Source organism: Candidatus Leptofilum sp., from assembly GCF_965223285.1.
Lineage (GTDB): Bacteria > Chloroflexota > Anaerolineae > Promineifilales > Promineifilaceae > Leptofilum.
On record NZ_OZ244997.1, the window covers coordinates 5417235 to 5434386 of the forward strand.

16 protein-coding genes are annotated in these 17152 nt (G+C 49.6%); 7 read left to right on the forward strand and 9 right to left on the reverse strand.

What is annotated here, in order from left to right; translation table 11 throughout:
• Position 1: 1 nt before the first annotated feature.
• From ACOQPU_RS24315 to ACOQPU_RS24355, 9 genes are all read right to left on the reverse strand, one after another.
• The gene (locus tag ACOQPU_RS24315; RefSeq protein WP_420642420.1) at positions 2-217 is read right to left on the reverse strand and encodes a hypothetical protein; all 216 of its coding nucleotides are present in this window, start codon (positions 215-217) and stop codon (positions 2-4) included.
• On the reverse strand, positions 217-1260 hold the full coding sequence (locus ACOQPU_RS24320; protein ID WP_420642421.1) for a UDP-glucose--hexose-1-phosphate uridylyltransferase: 1044 nt from the start codon (positions 1258-1260) through the stop codon (positions 217-219). The genes ACOQPU_RS24315 and ACOQPU_RS24320 overlap by 1 nt, the downstream gene beginning before the upstream one ends.
• Positions 1261-1343: 83 nt before the next feature.
• Complete coding sequence (locus tag ACOQPU_RS24325; RefSeq protein WP_420642422.1) at positions 1344-2813, reverse strand: hypothetical protein; 1470 nt, start codon at positions 2811-2813, stop codon at positions 1344-1346.
• Positions 2814-2861: 48 nt separating this feature from the next.
• Positions 2862-4175, reverse strand: a complete 1314-nt coding sequence (locus ACOQPU_RS24330; RefSeq protein ID WP_420642423.1) for an alpha-glucosidase/alpha-galactosidase — start codon at positions 4173-4175, stop codon at positions 2862-2864.
• Between the two features lie 70 nt (positions 4176-4245).
• Entirely contained in the window at positions 4246-5847 is a 1602-nt protein-coding gene (locus ACOQPU_RS24335) for a CRTAC1 family protein (RefSeq protein ID WP_420642424.1), read from the reverse strand.
• A gap of 127 nt (positions 5848-5974) precedes the next feature.
• Positions 5975-7396 carry an ABC transporter substrate-binding protein gene (locus ACOQPU_RS24340; RefSeq protein ID WP_420642425.1) on the reverse strand — a complete coding sequence of 474 codons (1422 nt, stop codon included), beginning with the start codon at positions 7394-7396 and terminating at the stop codon, positions 5975-5977.
• A gap of 122 nt (positions 7397-7518) precedes the next feature.
• A complete protein-coding gene (locus ACOQPU_RS24345; RefSeq protein ID WP_420642426.1) occupies positions 7519-8436 on the reverse strand; it encodes a carbohydrate ABC transporter permease in 918 nt (305 codons plus the stop codon).
• A gap of 27 nt (positions 8437-8463) precedes the next feature.
• The gene (locus ACOQPU_RS24350; RefSeq protein WP_420642427.1) at positions 8464-9393 is read right to left on the reverse strand and encodes a carbohydrate ABC transporter permease; all 930 of its coding nucleotides are present in this window, start codon (positions 9391-9393) and stop codon (positions 8464-8466) included.
• Positions 9394-9588: 195 nt separating this feature from the next.
• Positions 9589-10587, reverse strand: a complete 999-nt coding sequence (locus ACOQPU_RS24355) for a LacI family DNA-binding transcriptional regulator (protein ID WP_420642428.1) — start codon at positions 10585-10587, stop codon at positions 9589-9591.
• Positions 10588-10739: 152 nt separating this feature from the next.
• On the opposite strand from ACOQPU_RS24355, the gene ACOQPU_RS24360 reads away from it, so the two are divergent.
• The 7 genes from ACOQPU_RS24360 to ACOQPU_RS24390 all read left to right on the forward strand — a co-directional run bounded on the left by ACOQPU_RS24360 (position 10740) and on the right by ACOQPU_RS24390 (position 17137).
• A complete protein-coding gene (locus ACOQPU_RS24360; protein WP_420642429.1) occupies positions 10740-11279 on the forward strand; it encodes a helix-turn-helix domain-containing protein in 540 nt (179 codons plus the stop codon).
• A gap of 49 nt (positions 11280-11328) precedes the next feature.
• Complete coding sequence (locus ACOQPU_RS24365) at positions 11329-11526, forward strand: PLD nuclease N-terminal domain-containing protein (protein ID WP_420642430.1); 198 nt, start codon at positions 11329-11331, stop codon at positions 11524-11526.
• 3 nt (positions 11527-11529) lie between these two features.
• Complete coding sequence (locus ACOQPU_RS24370) at positions 11530-12465, forward strand: ATP-binding cassette domain-containing protein (RefSeq protein ID WP_420642431.1); 936 nt, start codon at positions 11530-11532, stop codon at positions 12463-12465.
• Between the two features lie 118 nt (positions 12466-12583).
• Positions 12584-14143, forward strand: coding sequence for a YhfC family glutamic-type intramembrane protease (locus ACOQPU_RS24375; protein WP_420642432.1), 1560 nt, complete (start codon positions 12584-12586; stop codon positions 14141-14143).
• Positions 14144-14414: 271 nt separating this feature from the next.
• The gene (locus tag ACOQPU_RS24380; RefSeq protein ID WP_420642433.1) at positions 14415-14594 is read left to right on the forward strand and encodes a hypothetical protein; all 180 of its coding nucleotides are present in this window, start codon (positions 14415-14417) and stop codon (positions 14592-14594) included.
• A 141-nt stretch (positions 14595-14735) separates the two neighbouring features.
• Complete coding sequence (locus ACOQPU_RS24385) at positions 14736-15923, forward strand: radical SAM protein (RefSeq protein ID WP_420642434.1); 1188 nt, start codon at positions 14736-14738, stop codon at positions 15921-15923.
• Complete coding sequence (locus tag ACOQPU_RS24390) at positions 15920-17137, forward strand: aKG-HExxH-type peptide beta-hydroxylase (protein WP_420642435.1); 1218 nt, start codon at positions 15920-15922, stop codon at positions 17135-17137. Before ACOQPU_RS24385 ends, ACOQPU_RS24390 begins: the two co-directional genes overlap by 4 nt.
• The last annotated feature ends 15 nt before the right edge of the window (positions 17138-17152 follow it).

The window sequence follows — 17152 nt, forward strand, 5'->3', positions numbered from 1 at the left end:
TTTAATTCTCCTGTTGGTTGGACACAGATTTCCCTCGTTCCAGGATGAGATTCTCAAATGAGGGTGTTTTTTCGATAAGCGTGCGGAGTTGTTGGCGAACGGCCGCGCCTTCTGCATAGCTGCCCGTCAGATAATACGCCCGCACCCGCTCTGGAAACAGCATTTCAACAATGCTTATGATCCCATCAATTAGGCGATTGTTTACGGCATTTTTCATTATCCAGCCATTTTATAATGTACATTGGGAAGGTTGCGTAGGCGGTCGGCAGCTTGTTCGGCTGTGAGGTCACGTTGGGCTTCACCCAGCATTTCGTAGCCGACCAAGAATTTTTTGACGGTGGCAGAGCGCAGCAGCGGTGGGTAAAAGTGGGCGTGCAGCTGCCAATGTTCGTGCGTGCCGTCGTTAAATGGTGCGCCGTGCCAGCCCATCGAGTAAGGGAAAGAAGTTTCAAAAAGATTATCGTATTTGGTGAGCATCTTTTTCAGAATATCGGCCAGGGCATCCCGCTCGTCGTCATTAAGGTCGGGCAGGCGCAGGACGTGGCGTCGCGGCAGCAGCAGCAGCTCAAACGGCCATACCGCCCAATAAGGCACGACGGCCAGCCAATGTTCATTTTGCACCACAATGCGTTCTTGTTTTTCGAGTTCTAGATTGACATAATCAATGAGAAGTGGACGGCCGTTCGCTTCAAAATACCGCCGCTGTGCTTTCTCCTCGGCCGCTGGTTCGTTGGGCAGCGCGTCTAGTGCCCAAATTTGCCCGTGCGGGTGGGGGTTAGAGCAGCCCATGATGGCCCCTTTGTTTTCAAAGACCTGCACCCAGCGGTACGTTTGGCCAAGCTCTACAAGCTGTGTGGCCCAAGTGTCAATCACGCCACGAATCTCCGGCAAGCTCATCTCTGGCAGCGTCAGGTCGTGGCGGGGTGAGAAGCAAACAACCCGGCATTCACCGCGCACCGCCTGCGTTTGCAGCAAAGCGTGCGTTGGTTCGCCAGCGGGTGGCACATCTGTAAGCAAGGCGGCAAAGTCGTTGGGGAAAACGAAAGTGTTTGTGTAATTTGGATTGGTGTGGCCGCTGGCACGGCCGTTTCCGGGACACAAATAACATTTTGGATCGTAGGCGGGGCGGCTGTCTGGCGGCGCTTTTTCTACCTGGCCTTGCCACGGCCGTTTCATGCGGTGGGGCGACACCTGCACCCACTCATCAATCAAAGGGTTAAACCGCCGATGCGGATGTTCGGTTGGATCAAAAGTAGACATACGTTTCTTTCCTGCTGAGTAATGGTGTAAACGGTGCAAATGTGCAGAGGATACTGGTTTTCAGGTCGAACGGCAATGCAATTTTATAAAGCTCGGTTTGCTAGGGAACTGGCGCGATTTTTTAATTGTACCATGCGCGTTTCGTCCGCCAATAGTTCTCTGTGCAGCCGCTTAAGCGTTGCCGCCAACGCTTCATTTTTGAAGGAGAAAGCCATATTGCTCACCTGGTCGATGCGGGCCTGCTTGCCTTCAGGCGTATATTCGTCCGGCCGCAGCGGGCGAGCCGCGCCCCAATCGACGTGAATAATGGCCTGATCGGATTGGCGCACAACGAAGTTTGGCGCGTGCCAATCGCCATTTTCAATCCCCAACAGCTCACACACCTGCTGGTGCAACATCACTTCTTCATACAGCTCTGCCGTCAGGCGGCTGTGATCGGCCAAGACAGTATCTTGGATGGTTTCGCCGCTTACAAACGTTTCAATGGTAAGCCCCATCAGGGATGAAAACTGCATGTTGTAGTTGAAGGCGCGGCTAATGCGTGGCACCAGATTTTCTTCCAAGATTAGGCGGACGCGGCCACGGGCCGTGACCAAGCTGCCATCTTCGGTGATGTAGGGCCAATTTTCGGAACGGCCGTTAACCACTCTTGCCCCTAACTCTATCTCATGAAATGGTTCTGGGGCAGGCTGTTTAACCACAATGCCCAAAGCTGGGGCCAACAGAATGGTGCTGCGCCGGTGGCGGCCAACAATATATTCACCTTTGAGCATCAGCTGCAAGCCAGACGTTTCCCGATGGTTTTGTTGCCATTGGGCAATTTCATCGGCAACCTGATTTTGTTGGTTGGCAACGGCCGTTCGTCGTTGCAGCTCAACCAGAACCATTTGCCCCATCAGCTCATCAATTAAAATGGTGCTGGGAATGGCCGGATTGGTTGATGAAGCCAGGAACCGGCCTTCAAGAATATCCAGATAAAGATGATCGATGTACGCTTTGCGGGTTTGCAGTGTGGGTACGGAACCCAGCCAACTATGGCGGGCTTGATGAAGATGGCAAATCGCGTTGGCGACATCTGCAATTTTCAAACCTGTTTCTTGATACAGGCGGCCAGCAACCTGTTGCGGGTCTGCCCCAAAAAAGCGGATGTCCTGGCCGTAAGTATGCAGGGTATTCGCATGTTTTAGGAGGGGATCATCAGTAGTTAGCGGTGGCTCGTAGCCGATGATGCCAAAGTAGTTGGCCACCCAGCCCCCCAAATCCCGCGTGAGAAAGTTAGACTCAGCCAAAAATTCAACAGGAACCAGGCGATCCGTGGTTGTTTGCATCAGATGGTTATGCGGGTCGTCGATTTGTAGCAGGTCTGTGATGGCGAGAACGGCTGTTTCTGAAATGCGTTTGATCCAGGCGGCTTCGGCAGTGGCAGACGGCCGTTGCCCTACAATGTAGAGTTGCTGCCCGTGTGGTTTTGCATTGGGCGACTTAAAAAAATCAACAATTTCGGGACGGCTAAGCGGAATGCCGACAATGGAAAATTCCAAATGTGTATTCATGAGGGTAAGTTTACGCGAAAAACCACAAAAATCATCCAAAAGGATGGATTAATGATAGGCAGGTAGCCAATCTCCATGCGCTTCAATTAATTCGTCTACCATTGCATGAATTTGGGCAAGGTCTAGTTCAGAAGCGGTATGCGGGTCTAACATGGCTGCGTGATAAATATGCTCTCGCTTCCGGGTGAGAGCGGCCTCTACGGTTAATTGATGTACATTGATATTTGTTTGCATCAATGCTGCCAATTGGGGTGGCAGCTTGCCAATATGGGTTGGCTGGATGCCATTTTTGTCCACCAGGCAGGGTAGTTCAACCGGGCAACCCTGCGGCAGATTTGTAATGAGGCTACTGTTAGGAACATTGCCGTAAATGGTGCGCGGCTGGCCCGTTTCCATGCTGTGAATAATGAGCGAGCCGTATTCCTGGCTGCGCTCCATTTCCAGCACCACGTCTTCTGTGAGCAGCTTTTCACGCAAATCATCCCATTCACTAATTTGCCGTTCACAGCGGTTGATATATTCATCCAGGGGAATATTAAATTTTGTCAGGAGTTCAGGCCGACCCCGTTTGATAAACCAGGGGACATATTCTGAAAAATGTTCGCTCGATTCTGTGACAAAATAGCCCAGCCTGCGGAACATTTCGTACCGAACAGCATCAACCATGCCTCGTCGGCGAATGGGTGGATCTTCGCTTTGCGCGAAATCCCATAGTTTGGGGTACAAATCTTCGCCTTGATGTTCCAGCTTCAGGAAAAAGGCAACGTGGTTGATGCCAGCGACCAGATAATTCAGCTCTTCGTAGGGGATGCCTAGATCGGTTGCTAAATATTCGGCCGTGTGGGGCACGCTGTGGCACAAGCCAATGGTTTTGATGTTAGTGGCTTCGTTAATGGCCCAGCAGTTCATCACCATAGGGTTGACGTATTGCAGAAGGATGGCGTCTGGGCATACCTCTTCCATATCGCGGCAAATATCTAGTAGTACGGGGATGGTACGCAGCCCACGCATAATGCCACCTATGCCCAGCGTGTCGGCAATTGTTTGCCGCAGCCCGTATTTTTTAGGAATCTCAAAATCAATGACGGTGCCTGGCTTATACCCAGCCACCTGAATCATGGTGATGACATATTTGGCCCCATCCAATGCTTCGCGTCGGTCTGTGCCGCTTTGAATGGTGGCGGTTGCGCCACACGCTTGCACAACTTTGTTGGCCACCAATGTTGATGTCTCTAACCGCTTTTCGTCGATGTCATGCAGATAAATGGTGGCATTTGCTAATTCTGGGAAGGTTAGGATGTCGATGAGGAGACGCTTGGCAAAAATGGTGCTGCCCGCACCGATGAATGTGATTTTTGGCATGGTGAAATGCCTCCTTTAGCAATTAAGGATGTAGATTTTGAGTAAATTCAATTTTACAGGTAAGGGCTGGTTACGGCCGTTCCACCGTCACGATTGTTTGGGCTGTTAAATTATTGAGTATAGATTTTTCTCCATCCGGCCAGACAATTTCTAAAGAGTGTAGCTCTGTATCCTGCGGGAAGCCAAAATGTAGCTGGGCCGGGTCGCCAGAAAGGTAGCCGCTGTTGCTGCGCAGCTCCCGTAAGTAACGGCCGTTGCTGGTTTCCAATAGTGCGACTGCCCCAATGGCGTCTTGGTTTTGACTGCCGCGCCAAGTAAAGTTCACCACAAGGGAATGCCCACCACAGAGCTGGTTTTCAAAGATTTGGGCAGGCGAAAGCAGATTGTTTACCACGATGTCTAAATCACCGTCGTTGTCCATGTCTGCCATGTTCATGCTGCGCCCACCGTTTTGGCTGTTCAGGCCCCAGCCCGGCATAGGGTCAAATGTTTGCCCATTGTTGCTGCGGAACACCTGATTTTCTTCGATGAGTTCGTTGTTGGGCAGATGGCTGAACAGTTCGGCCGCAGCCATACCGTTGACCACATACAAATCTTGAAAGCCGTCCTGGTCTAAATCGCCAAACTTGGCCGACCAGCTCCAGCCTGTGGCTGAGACGCCCAACTGCTTGGCCTGATTTTGAAAACGGCCGTCTGCATCCGCCACCTGCACAACATTTTCCATCACCTGTGGATCGTCCTCAATCTCGCCGTGCATCATCATATCCATCATCGGTTGCCACTGGGCCATCACCTCGCTGGTGGATTGATACGGCTTCATGTCGGTGGCCAGGAGTTCCTGACGACCGTCGTTGTTAATGTCGGCAGCGTCAAAGCTCATGGTGCTGTGAGTGGTGGCGTTGAACGGGATATCTGCCTCCCAGCCAGCTTCTGTTTGCAGCCAAACCATGTCCTGCACGGCAAAATCGTTGCCCACCAGGATGTCTAAACGGCCGTCATCATTTAAATCGACGAGAAGTAGAGCCAACGCCTGGGCAGCATCGGCTAATTTAGTTTCGCTAAAGCTGCCATCTTCATTGTGGTACACAAAAACGCCACCACCGTCCCCAAACAAAAAGCTGTCGCCAAAATCCTTTTCCAGACCGGCATCGTAGGAGCCTGTCACTAGGTCCAAATCTCCATCTGCATCCAGATCGCCCCAGCTCATTGTGTAAGCGGGCGCATCGACGCCGGGCAGGGGGATGTAATCTGTAAAAGTGCCGTTGTTATTGGGCCACACAATGATGCTGCCCGTGCGGGTGGTCACGGCAATGTCCGCCCAGCCGTCGCCCTGCAAATCCACAACGCTAACTGCTCTGGAGTTGCCCACGTTGAGCGATTGTGCCTGGAACTGAAAACGGCCGTTGTTCCACAATATGCTGTTTGGCCCACCCAGGTTAGCCAGCACCACATCCATGTCGCCATCGTTGTCCAGATCGTTGATCGCCAATCCCGCACCATTGCTGTCGAACATCTCTACCGTTTCGCTGGCAATGGTGGTTGTGTGTGGCAATTGGTGGGGAACAAATTGATTGCTGCATTGCGTGTCGGCGGGCAGCGGTGTCATGGTGCTGTTGATGGGGATAAGTTGGGAAGAAACGGCCGTGTCGCCGCATCCAACTTGCCACATCATCAAGACCCCTAAAATCCCCACAAAAAAACGATGCACGTTCATAAAACTATAAGTTGGTTAATGCGCCGCCCCACCCAGGTTATGGAGCGGCACATTAAACCATACAGATGAGAGAGCAAATTAAGAATTATTCAAACAGACCATTCACCTCTTCGTTTGCAACGGGCAAAGCGTCCGCCGGTTCAGCATCACCTAACAGAATGGACTGAACCGTTTCTGACATGATAGAAGCGATATCCGAGGCATTATCGGTAACGGGGAATAGGAAAGTGCCGTTCTCTTCCAGAGCCTGTTCCGTGAAGGCAGAAACATCCAGCCCGCGCGATTCATAGGTAGCTAACGCTTTATCAACTGCGTCTGCCTGCGCTGGGAAAACAACACCAAACTCGCCAACCGTATTGGCACATTCAGGGGATGCCAAATATTTAACCCACTCCCAAGCCTCGTCAGGATGCTCTGTGCCGCTCCAAATGGAGTCAGCTAGACCGTTGAACATACTTTTGCGACCTTCTGGGCCAATGGGCAGCCGAGCAAAACCAAACTCGAAGTTAGCATCGTTGTTGTAGGTACCAATCATCCAGGAACCATCAGAAATGAGGGCTGCTTGGCCAGAATTAAAGATGGCTTGACCACCCAGGCTAGCAACCTCGGTGAAAGGCGCGCTGTACCCTTTGTCGGTGATCATGTTTTGGTACCAATCCATCGTGGCAATGAAGCGGGGGTCGTCGTAATGATATTCTGTCGCATACAGATTATCAATGAAGCTGAACCCGGTGCTTGCGGCCAGATAGCTCCACTGCGTTTGGCCGTAGGCGCCACCGCCATCATCGTAAGCGGTTACAAAGCCATATTGTGCGACATCGTCTTTGTCAAAGTCTGCGCTGAGACCATTGTTGCCATTGGCGTCAACAGACAGCTTGGCCATGATTTCTTCAAAGGTGCCGCCATCTTCCGGATTCCAGGTAGCGCTGTTCAACTCATCAACCGTTACGCCTGCGGCATCCAGCATTTCTTTGTTGTACACAATCGAAATCGTGTCCCAATCTTTGGGCAAGCCAAACCGAGCGCCATCACGCGTCCACAGCAACGCAAGATCGCCAATATAAACATCTAAATCCACGCCATCTGCATCAACAAATGGCTGAATGTCGATTAGCTGGTTTTTGGAAGCAAATTCCGGATATTTAGCAAGATGGTTTGTGAAAACATCTGGCGCTGTGCCCGCGACCATACCGGTTTGAATATCATTCCAATAGTCGCCCCAGCCGCTTTGGCTGATGTCAATGGTGATATTTGGATTGGCAGCCATAAAATCGTTCGCACATTGCTCATAGGCCGGTAGCTGATTGGCATCCCACAGCGCATAGCGAATGGTGACGTCCATCGTTTCTTCATCATCCACTGCTTCATCACTGGCATCCGAATCACTGCTGGAGCTGTCACTAGAAGCATCCGTTTCGGTGTCTGACTCGCCACCGCCGCAAGCTACCAGGATGAAACCAAGCAGCAATGCCAATACTAGCCAAGAAATTCGTCGTGCATTTTTCATTATTTTCTTCTCCTTTAAGAAATGTGAAATATGAAATGCTAAAGGGAGAAAAGTTTAAACTTGATCTGGTTTTTTCTAAGCCAAGCGAACTTTTCCCCAAACGTAGGGAACTGTGAGATTCCCTATTTGAAACCCGTAAATTGGATTGAATCCAACACCCGTCGCCCTAAGACGAAGAACAGGATAAGGGTGGGGATGATGGCCAGGGTGGTGCCTGCCATTAGGCCACTCCAGTCTGGTGCGCCTTGTGGCGTTTGAGACCGGAAAATGCCCAAGGCAACGGTTAATACGCGCACGCCTTCCTCTTTACCCACAATGAGTGGCCATAAATATTCGTTCCACGATTGGATGAAGGTGATGATGCCCAACGTGATGAGTGGAGGGCGACTGATGGGCAGAATGACGCGCCAATAGACGGCAAAGATGTTGGCTCCATCAATTTTGGCCGCTTCTTCGATTTCGCGATTGATACCCAAATAGAATTGCCGCAAAAAGAAGACAGCAAACGGTGTCATGAGCAGGTAGGGAGCCACTACACCAGCAAAGGTGTTTAGCCACTCTAATTGACGCATCAGAATGAAGTTTGGAATTAGGGTGACGATGGCCGGGACCATGAGGGCTGAGATGTAGAGAAAGAAGAGTTGATCCCGGAAGGGAAACTTAAGTCGAGCGAAGGCATACGCTGCTGATGAGCTAAAGAATACCTGACCGACGGCGATGATCGTAGAGACAATAATTGAGTTTCGCAGGAATAGGAAGAAGTTGATGGATTGGCCAGAGCCACCGGCAGCAACGGCCGTTTCTGTGTCCACCAGTCCCAAAACCCGTATAAAGTTATCTAGCGTGGCTCCAACGGGGAGCAGCGAGCTCGTGTCTGTGAAAACCAGCCTGGAACTGGTCAGCCCCGTCCGAATCACCCACCAAAAAGGGAATAAGGTGACAAAAATAATCAGAGCCAGGAGCAAGGCCGTAAAGAGCCGCCCCCAGTTAAAGCCTGCCTGTGGACGTGATGCGTCGGTTGGTACGGTTGCATTTGCCATGAGAAAGTTCCTCCAAACGATTACAGATTACAAATCAGATTCGTCGGCCCGCATGATGCGCATTTGCACCACGCTCACCACAATAAGTATTAGGAACAGCACAACTGAAATCGTCGTGGCATATCCCATGTTAAACCGCACAAATGCGTGTTCATAGATAAACCAGTTCAACACTTCCGTCGCGTTTACTGGCCCACCTTCGGTGGTAATTGCTACTGTGTCGAAAATTTGGAAGGAGCCGATGATGGAGGTGACCAGCACAAAGACGAGCACCGGGCGGAGCAAGGGAATGGTGATGCTCCAGAAAGTACGTAATTCAGAGGCCCCGTCAATGGCTGCTGCTTCATACACGCTGCCAGGAATAGCTTGAAGTCCGGCAAAGATGAGCAGCGCGGTGTAGCCCATGTGCCGCCAAATATTGATGCCGGCAATGGAGGGGAGGGCATAATTGGTACCGGTAAGGAATGGCACACTGGAAAAGCCTAGCCACTCGATGAAAACATTAACGATGCCCAGTGATGGATCGAGCAGCCAGAGCCACAGCAGTCCTACCACAACGTTGGGCATAAGCCAGGGCAGAATCATAATGCCGCGCACCACAATGGATTTTGTGAAGCGGTCCATCAAGACGGCAATGACCAGGGCAATCATCGTTTGAATGGGGATGTTAAAGAGGACATAGGCAAAAGTCACGCGGAGGGATTGCCAAAAATCTTCGTCTGCAATCAGTCGGGAGTAATTCTCCAGTCCAATATTTTGGGGGTCAGTTAGAAGGTCCCAATCGGTGAAGCTAATGCTGACGGCTCTGGCAGCCGGCACAGCATAGAAGGCAATGAAACCAATGAGGCTGGGCAGGAGAAATATCCAGGCTGCGGCTGTTTCTCGGTTAAACCATGCTTTGCGCCATGTTTGTACGCGGCTTGGCGCAGTTTGTACGGGTATGGTCGTTGTACTCATCCAGACCTCCTTCCTTATGGTTATCCTAATTTGTTTTGTATGTGCTACTGTGGGTAAAGCTTTTCTCTTCCAGGCTATAGTGTGAGCGTTCCCGTGAACGTTCACGGTTTGGTAAGAGTACAGAATCTTGCCTAAATTGTCAAGGGCAATTTAAGGCAGTTTGCACAACTGGTAACTTGTTATCTTTTTATGAGATTAGTTGGTTGATTCTCGGATGACGAGGTCGATGTCAATATTGATTGTTTGAACTGGCTCATTTGGATTATCAAGCATTTCCAGCAGGCGGCGCATCGCAATTTGGCCAATAGCATATTTATCCACACGCACCGTGCTTAAAGATGGGGTAAACATAGCAGCCATGCCAATGTCGTCAAAGCCCATAATGGCCACGTCATCTGGCACCTTTTTGTCTAAATCATGAGCAGCACGGATGGCGCCGAGGGCCATCAGATCGTTGTAGGTGAAAACGGCCGTAACCTCCGGGCTTTGGCTGAGCAACTGTTTGAGGGCTGCGTAGCCGCCTTGCAGGGTGGGGGCGCCATCTACAATGTACGATTCGTTTTGCGGCAGATCAAATTCTGCAAGTGCCTGTTGGTACCCTTGTACCCGACGCACTTGGCTACGGGTGAAATCCTGATTTACCAACATGCCAATTTGCCGATGCCCTTGGTTTAACAAGTGGTTTACGGCGAGTTGTGCGCCCTTGAAATTGTCCACGTTGATGACTGAAACGTGATCATGCTCAAATAGGCGATTGATTAAAACGATAGGGCGGAACGTGTTGGCAAACCGCATGAGCTGCTCTTCTGGTGCCTTGCTGCCCATCGAGATAATGCCATCCACCCTTTGCGCCGCCAATGAATACATTGTTTTGATTTCTTCTTCCGGTTCGTCATCGGTGTTGCACAGCAGAACATTATAGTCGTGCAGGCGCCCTTCATCCTGAACGCCCCGGGCAACTTCTGGAAAGAACAGGTTGGTAATGTCTGGCACTACCAAGCCCACGGTGCGGGTGCGCTGGGTTACCATGCCTTGTGCCAGCCGATTGGGTTGGTAGCCCAGTTCGGCAACGGCGGCCATCACTTTTTCTTTGGTTGCTTTGCTGATTTCGCCTTTGTTATTGATAGCCCGTGAAACGGTTTGGCGTGAGACACCGGCTAGGGCAGCAACATCTTCGATTGTGGTTCTTTTCACTTGGGTTACCTCCTCCGTGAGCGTTCACATCCAGTGTATCAGGTTCGTTTGCTTCATTCAACTGCGCTGTTTCAGACGAATGATCTTGACAACGGCCGTATTTTTTATTATCATATCTGGAAACATTATCAAATTTAATAATGGAGACTGTTTTGCGGAAAATTGAACTTGTCATTCACCCGGTTCGCTTTCAGATATTGCAAGCACTTGGCACAGAAACATTAACAACCCAAGAGATTGCTGACCGCTTGCCCGGTACGCCAAAATCATCCATCTACCGCCACCTGAAGCTGCTGCTGGACCATGCGCTCATTGTGGTTGCAGACACCCGGTTGGTGAATGGGATTCAAGAAAAAACGTATCGGCTAGACCAGCCACCCCGGTTAGGGCCAGACGATATGGCGGCTTTGTCTGTCGATGACCATATTCGCTTTTTTACGACATACGCGCTGACGCTGGTGCAAGATTATGCACGCTATGTCACTGAGAACGACCCGATTGACATGGTGGCTGACCGGACTGGCTACACTGAGGTGACGTTTTATGCCACCAAAGCGGAGCTAGACAGCTTTCAGCATGCTATCAACACAGCGATGCTTAAGCTGCTAGGGAATGAACCAGGCAACGGCCGTTCCCGCCGCAAACTGGCCATCGTTTCCCAACCTTTACCCGAAGGGAAAAAAGAGTCATAAAACTTGCAAACATGCAAACTTGCAACAGTAACATATGGAGTAAACAAAAATGGAATTTATAACCAACAACTTACCTTTGCTCATCCCAATCTTCATCATTCAACTGGTGCTGATTATTTTTGCCCTGATTGATCTAATGCGCCGGGACAACACGCGCGGCCCTAAATGGGTCTGGGTGCTGGTGATTTTGCTTGTCAACATGATCGGACCGATCATCTACTTGTTGGTGGGGCGGGACGAGGCTTAAGCGATGGATAACGTTGCAATTCGCTGTGAGAGTCTGAGCAAGCAGTACGGCGAGGTTCACGCTCTTAAGCCGCTTAACCTGACCGTTGACAAAGGCTCGATTTTTGGCTTTTTGGGGCGTAACGGGGCGGGTAAAACCACCACCATCCGGCTATTGACCGGGCTGGCTGTGCCAACCAGTGGCCGCGCCTGGGTAGATAGCGTAGAAACAACTACCGCCAACAGCGCAGCCCGTAGCCGCTTTGGCTATTTGCCGCAAGACCCGGCATTTTATAGCTGGATGACGCCGCGAGAATATCTGGATTATGTGGGCAAGCTGTTCCAGATGGACAAGGCTGCCCGCCAGTGCCGCATCGAGGAAATGCTGACGTTGGTGAAGCTAACCGACGCGGCGAAACGGCCGATTCGGGGCTTCTCCGGTGGCATGGTGCAGCGGTTGGGTATCGCCCAGGCGTTGCTGCACGAGCCCCCAGTCCTCTTTTTGGACGAGCCAACGAGTGCGCTGGACCCGGCCGGGCGGCATGAACTGCTGGCCCTGCTGCAAACGCTGCGTGGGCAGGTGACCATCTTCCTCTCCAGCCACATCTTGGCAGACGTGGAGCGGGTGTGTGACACGATTGGCATCATTCACGACGGGGAACTGGTGCTGGTTGCTGGCCGGGATGAGCTGATGAATAAGTACGCCACGGACAGTGTGCTACTGGAAGTGGCAGCGGGTTCACCAACGGCCGTTCCGCACCTGCTGCCCATCCTGCAAAATCAGTCGTGGGTGCAGCAAATTGATCAGGAAAATGGCCGTCTCCATCTGCATGTTCACGACATGGCGACGGCACAGCAAGCTATTCTGCCGCTCATGGCCGAAAACCAGGTGCAGCTTAGGAAGTTTGAATGGAAACGGCCGTCTCTGGAAGAAATATTCCTCTCGATCAGTGATCGTTAACAGGTGGCGGTAAGGGTGGGTCCCCGTGCCCACCCGCAATTGGGCAGACACGGGGGTCTGCCCCTACCAGAGAATCCTACCCGCTAAATGCAAAGATTACCGATAACGGATAACAAAAATGACAATTTTTCTCTTCACATTCGCAGTTTTGCTCATGTTGTTCATCCCACTGGGGCTGGCCGTTTGGCTACGACGGCGGTTTGCGGTGCCGTGGCTGCTCTTTTGCCTGGGGATGCTCGCCTTTGTTGGCTCGCAGACGTACCACATTCCGCTCAACAATTGGCTAACCGATTTGGGCGTGATTGGTGAAGTTTCGCCAAACGCGCCGAATTTGTGGCGAACGGCCGTTATCCTGGGTCTTTCGGCTGGAATCAGCGAGACAGTCGCCCGCGTGCTGGGCTACTGGTTCCTCTTCCGCCGCAAGCTGGCGGAGCGATTTGAGGACGGCGTGCTGGTCGGTTTGGGGCATGGCGGTATCGAGGCGATGATTATTGGCGGGATATTTCTGGCTGGGTCGCTCAGTTCGCTGTGGGCCATCCGCAATGTGGATTTAACGACGCTGGGCATGACGGCGGCGGAGATGACGGCCGTTTCTGAGCAGCTTGTCGCCATTACCGAAACCCCGTGGGTGGTTTTTGCGGGCGTGTTTGAGCGGCTCATTGCCATCACCCTGCACGTGACCATTTCTGTGCTGGTGTGGCGGGCATTCAAAACGAGGCAGGTGTGGCCGATGCTGCTGGGTGCGGCGTTGCACGCATTCTTGGACGCAACGGCCGTTTATGCCGCGCAATTTTTAGATGCTATCTGGATCGAGCTAATTTTACTGGCTATCGCCTTGCCCGGTGCGATTTGGCTGTGGCGGCAGTGGCCTGCCGAAGCTACGACTGTGGCTGGGTTGTCGTGGAAAGAGGAGCTTCGGCTTTGGGGAACGGCCGTCGCCCACGAACTCACCCTACAATGGCGCACTCGCCGCGCACTGGTGATGGTGGCCGTCTTTGTGCTGTTTGGCCTTGCCTCACCGCTGATTGCCAAATTCACCCCGGAACTGCTGCAGAACACGCCGGGAGCCGAGCAGTTTGCCGGACTCATCCCCGAACCGACCTCGGCCGACGCGGTGAGCCAATACATCCGCAATTTGACCCAGTTTGGCTTTGTGCTGGTCATTTTGCTGGGGATGGGCGCAGTGGCTGGCGAAAAAAGTAACGGCACGGCGGCGATCATTTTGAGCAAGCCGCTGCCCCGCTGGGCATTCTTGCTGAGTAAATTTACGGCACAAGGGGTGATTTACTTTGTGGCCTTGCTGCTAGGAACGCTGGCAACGTACTACTACACGTTGGTTTTGTTTGAACCGCTGGCGTTTGGGCCGTTTTTGTTTGGCGGCTTTTTGCTCTGGCTGTGGACGTTGGTGTATACGGCCGTTACCCTCTTGGGCAGCACGTTGGGCAAAAGCACGGGCGGGGCGGCTGGCCTGGCCTTGCTCGGTGCGATTTTGCTGCTGATTTTGGGCAGCATTCCGCAGGCGGCCAACTTCTTCCCCGGTGCGCTGGTGGGCTGGGCATCACAGCTTGGCTTGCCGGGCGACGTGCCGTTCAGCGGCGCAGCCCTGGCGGCGAATGGGGTGCTGATTTTGGTGTTTTTGGTAACAGCCGTGGCCCTCTTCGAGCGCCAGGAAATTTAAAGATTCTTCTCATTAAAACTTCCCAGCAAAAGTGTATTGCCTAAAAGTCGCATATTGTTTGCACCAATTCTGCTAACTCTATATAATTTTTTTAGCGTGCATCCAAGCCATCTTGGAGTCCAAAAAGTTAATCTAGCCTTCTTTCGGAAGATTAAATTCAGCAAAAAGCTACATCTTAATTCTGACTTTGAAACATGATTCTCCTGTTTTTATATCTTCTCGGTTGATTTTTTGAGCTCCTAAGTAGATTTCAGATAAGGAGAGTGCTTTTATGGAAAACAAAGAACTAGAACTAATTGATGACATCAAAAATGTGGATATGGATAGAACAAATCCACATATTGCTGAAGCGATTCGAGCTATTCAAGCGGAACGTGCTGGAACTTCTGAAATTGAATGGAGCGATTTTAGTAGCCACAATAAAAATATATCAGCAGCTACCAGTAAGTAATAATCACAATAAGGTCGGCTTAATTGCACGCTTATAGCCGACCTTTTGTTATGCAATTTATCTACTCTCTCGCAATCGTGAAACATGAAACCCCCAAAAATATCCAGTTTAATTATTAGCAAGCGATAGGGATTCGTATCTATGAATCATTACAATCTTCCATTCAATGAAAAATTTGCAGATCCTCTACCGATCACATCAATTGTGGTAAAAGTTGCCAGTCGATGCAATATACAGTGCACCTACTGTTATATGTATGAACATGCGGATCAAACTTGGAGGGATCAACCTCCTTTAATGAGTGAAGTAACAATTCAGAGACTTGCTTTTCGCCTGGCTGAATATGCAGAAGCTCGAAACCTTAAACGCTTACTTGTAATCGTTCACGGGGGCGAACCGTTATTGATCGGTGCCAAAGGACTGAGTTATTTCTTTGAAACTATCCATAAGGCTTTTAATTCACAAAGTACGGAAATTAGCTTTGGTATACAAAGCAACGGTATTCTTGTTACTAATGAAATCATAAAAGTTGTTCAATCTTATAATGCTCGAATTGGTATAAGCATTGATGGACCCAAACAATGGAATGATATTGCGCGTGTTGATAAGAAGGGGTTGGGTACCTTTGATCGAGTAATGGCAAGTGTAGACAAACTACGGAATCCGGATCAGGGAGATTCTGTTTTTGGTGGTTTTCTCACAGTAGCCAATCCTCAAATTCCCGCAAAAGACCTGTTTGAATTCTTCGATGGGCTGAATACTCCAGCAATTGATTTTCTTTTGCCTGATTATCACTTCGATACTTACCCATTTGACAAGTTTCCTCCGGGAACCTTTGGGAACTGGTATTCTGATTTATTCGATGTTTGGCTGTCATCTGGCTCCACTTTGCGAATACGCAGTTTTCAAACACTGATGAAACTCGTGCTTGGGGGCAAAATTGGATACGATGCGCTTGGCTCAATGGCTCATGGTGTTCTAGTAGTCGAAACTGATGGAACGTATCATGCGTTAGATGTATTAAAAACAGCCTACCATGGTGCAACTCAAACTGGAAAGTCATTGACAAATGATCCAATTATTGATTTGGAAATGTTGCCGCTTGTCTTAGCTCTAACCAATAAAAAATCGGCTCTAAATGAAAAGTGTCTAAATTGTGAATTAATTGATATTTGTGGAGGAGGATACCTTCCGCACCGTTATAGTAAAATGCATGGATTTGATAGTAAATCTGTTTACTGTACTGATTTACAAATCTTAATAAATCATATTCGAGAGCGACTCTCAACTGAACTGGCATCAATTCATTTTGCAAAGGAGAGAATATGAGTGGAAAGAATGACGAAGTGATTAAGTTTAATGTGGAAGCTGTCTGCCGTATTGATGATTATCAGGACGCCTATTTAATAGCAATGAAGGATTATGTTCACAGATCAGCTTCGCGTTTTTTGGCAGTTCTTACAATATTGAAACAGTCTGGTTATCGGGATTCTGATAATTTACTAGAAGTATTTGATAATTTAGAGGCAACAACATCTCTTTTCCTTGAGTACCGTGAATTAGATGCTTTGGCGATATCACTTGTTCGTGCATATTCAATACTAAAAGACTCTAACCAGATTCAAAAATGTTTAAATGAAATTCTTCTCGCTATATCATCTTTTTCTGAGTTTTTAGTTTCTGAGAACCTAGAAACCGTGATAAACCCAGGTGAAATAGTTAGTTTTCCTTTACTGGAAAAGTCTATTCAGGCAAGACAACCCCTTCAATTTGGTGAATTGTTGAATATAGCTCGATTTACACAAGCTGAAGGTACTATCCGCACTCAAGAATATATTTTATTAGCACACAAGCGTAATCAATTGGGAACTAGAAGATTTCTTGGTACACGGCAACCTTCTGAAGCAGAAAATGAGTACAGCATTTTTGAATTTGGTGATTTGCCTGAAACTGATAGCGTGGCATTTGTGGACTATTGCTTGATGCTAGTTTCAAATCTCGATCTCAAACTTCGTACTTTAATGAGTGAATTATATAAAACACTCACCATCTGTCCGCGTACCCCTCAAATGCGTCAAGCCGGTTCTGTTTCATCTCTACCCGGTTGGGTATGGCAAGATGTGGATCCTAATGCCCACTATGAAGAGGAATTTCCGCATCTGATCACACAACTAGTACACGAATTTTTTCATACAAAACTAAACATTGTTGAAAAGTATGCAAAAATTTGGAACACTGATGGTCGAACGCCTCTTTTATTTTCTCCATGGAAAGACAGAAATAGGCCAATCAGACAAGTTATTCATGCGCTGATGACATTTTCTGCTGGTGGAGTAGCGTTAAAGCAAACGTTAGATATACCAAGAGTCTCTTCTTCCAGAGTTGAAGGATGGGCTGTGGATTATTGGCGTGAAAATCTGTCATTTGCGAAAGATACTGAAAAGGTATTGATAAATTCCGGTGCTTTGACAAAAGAAGGAGAGCTTCTTGTAAAGTCTATTGTTCACAATTTTAATTTAAATGTTAGCGAACTCATACGATAAAAACGAGGCACCAAT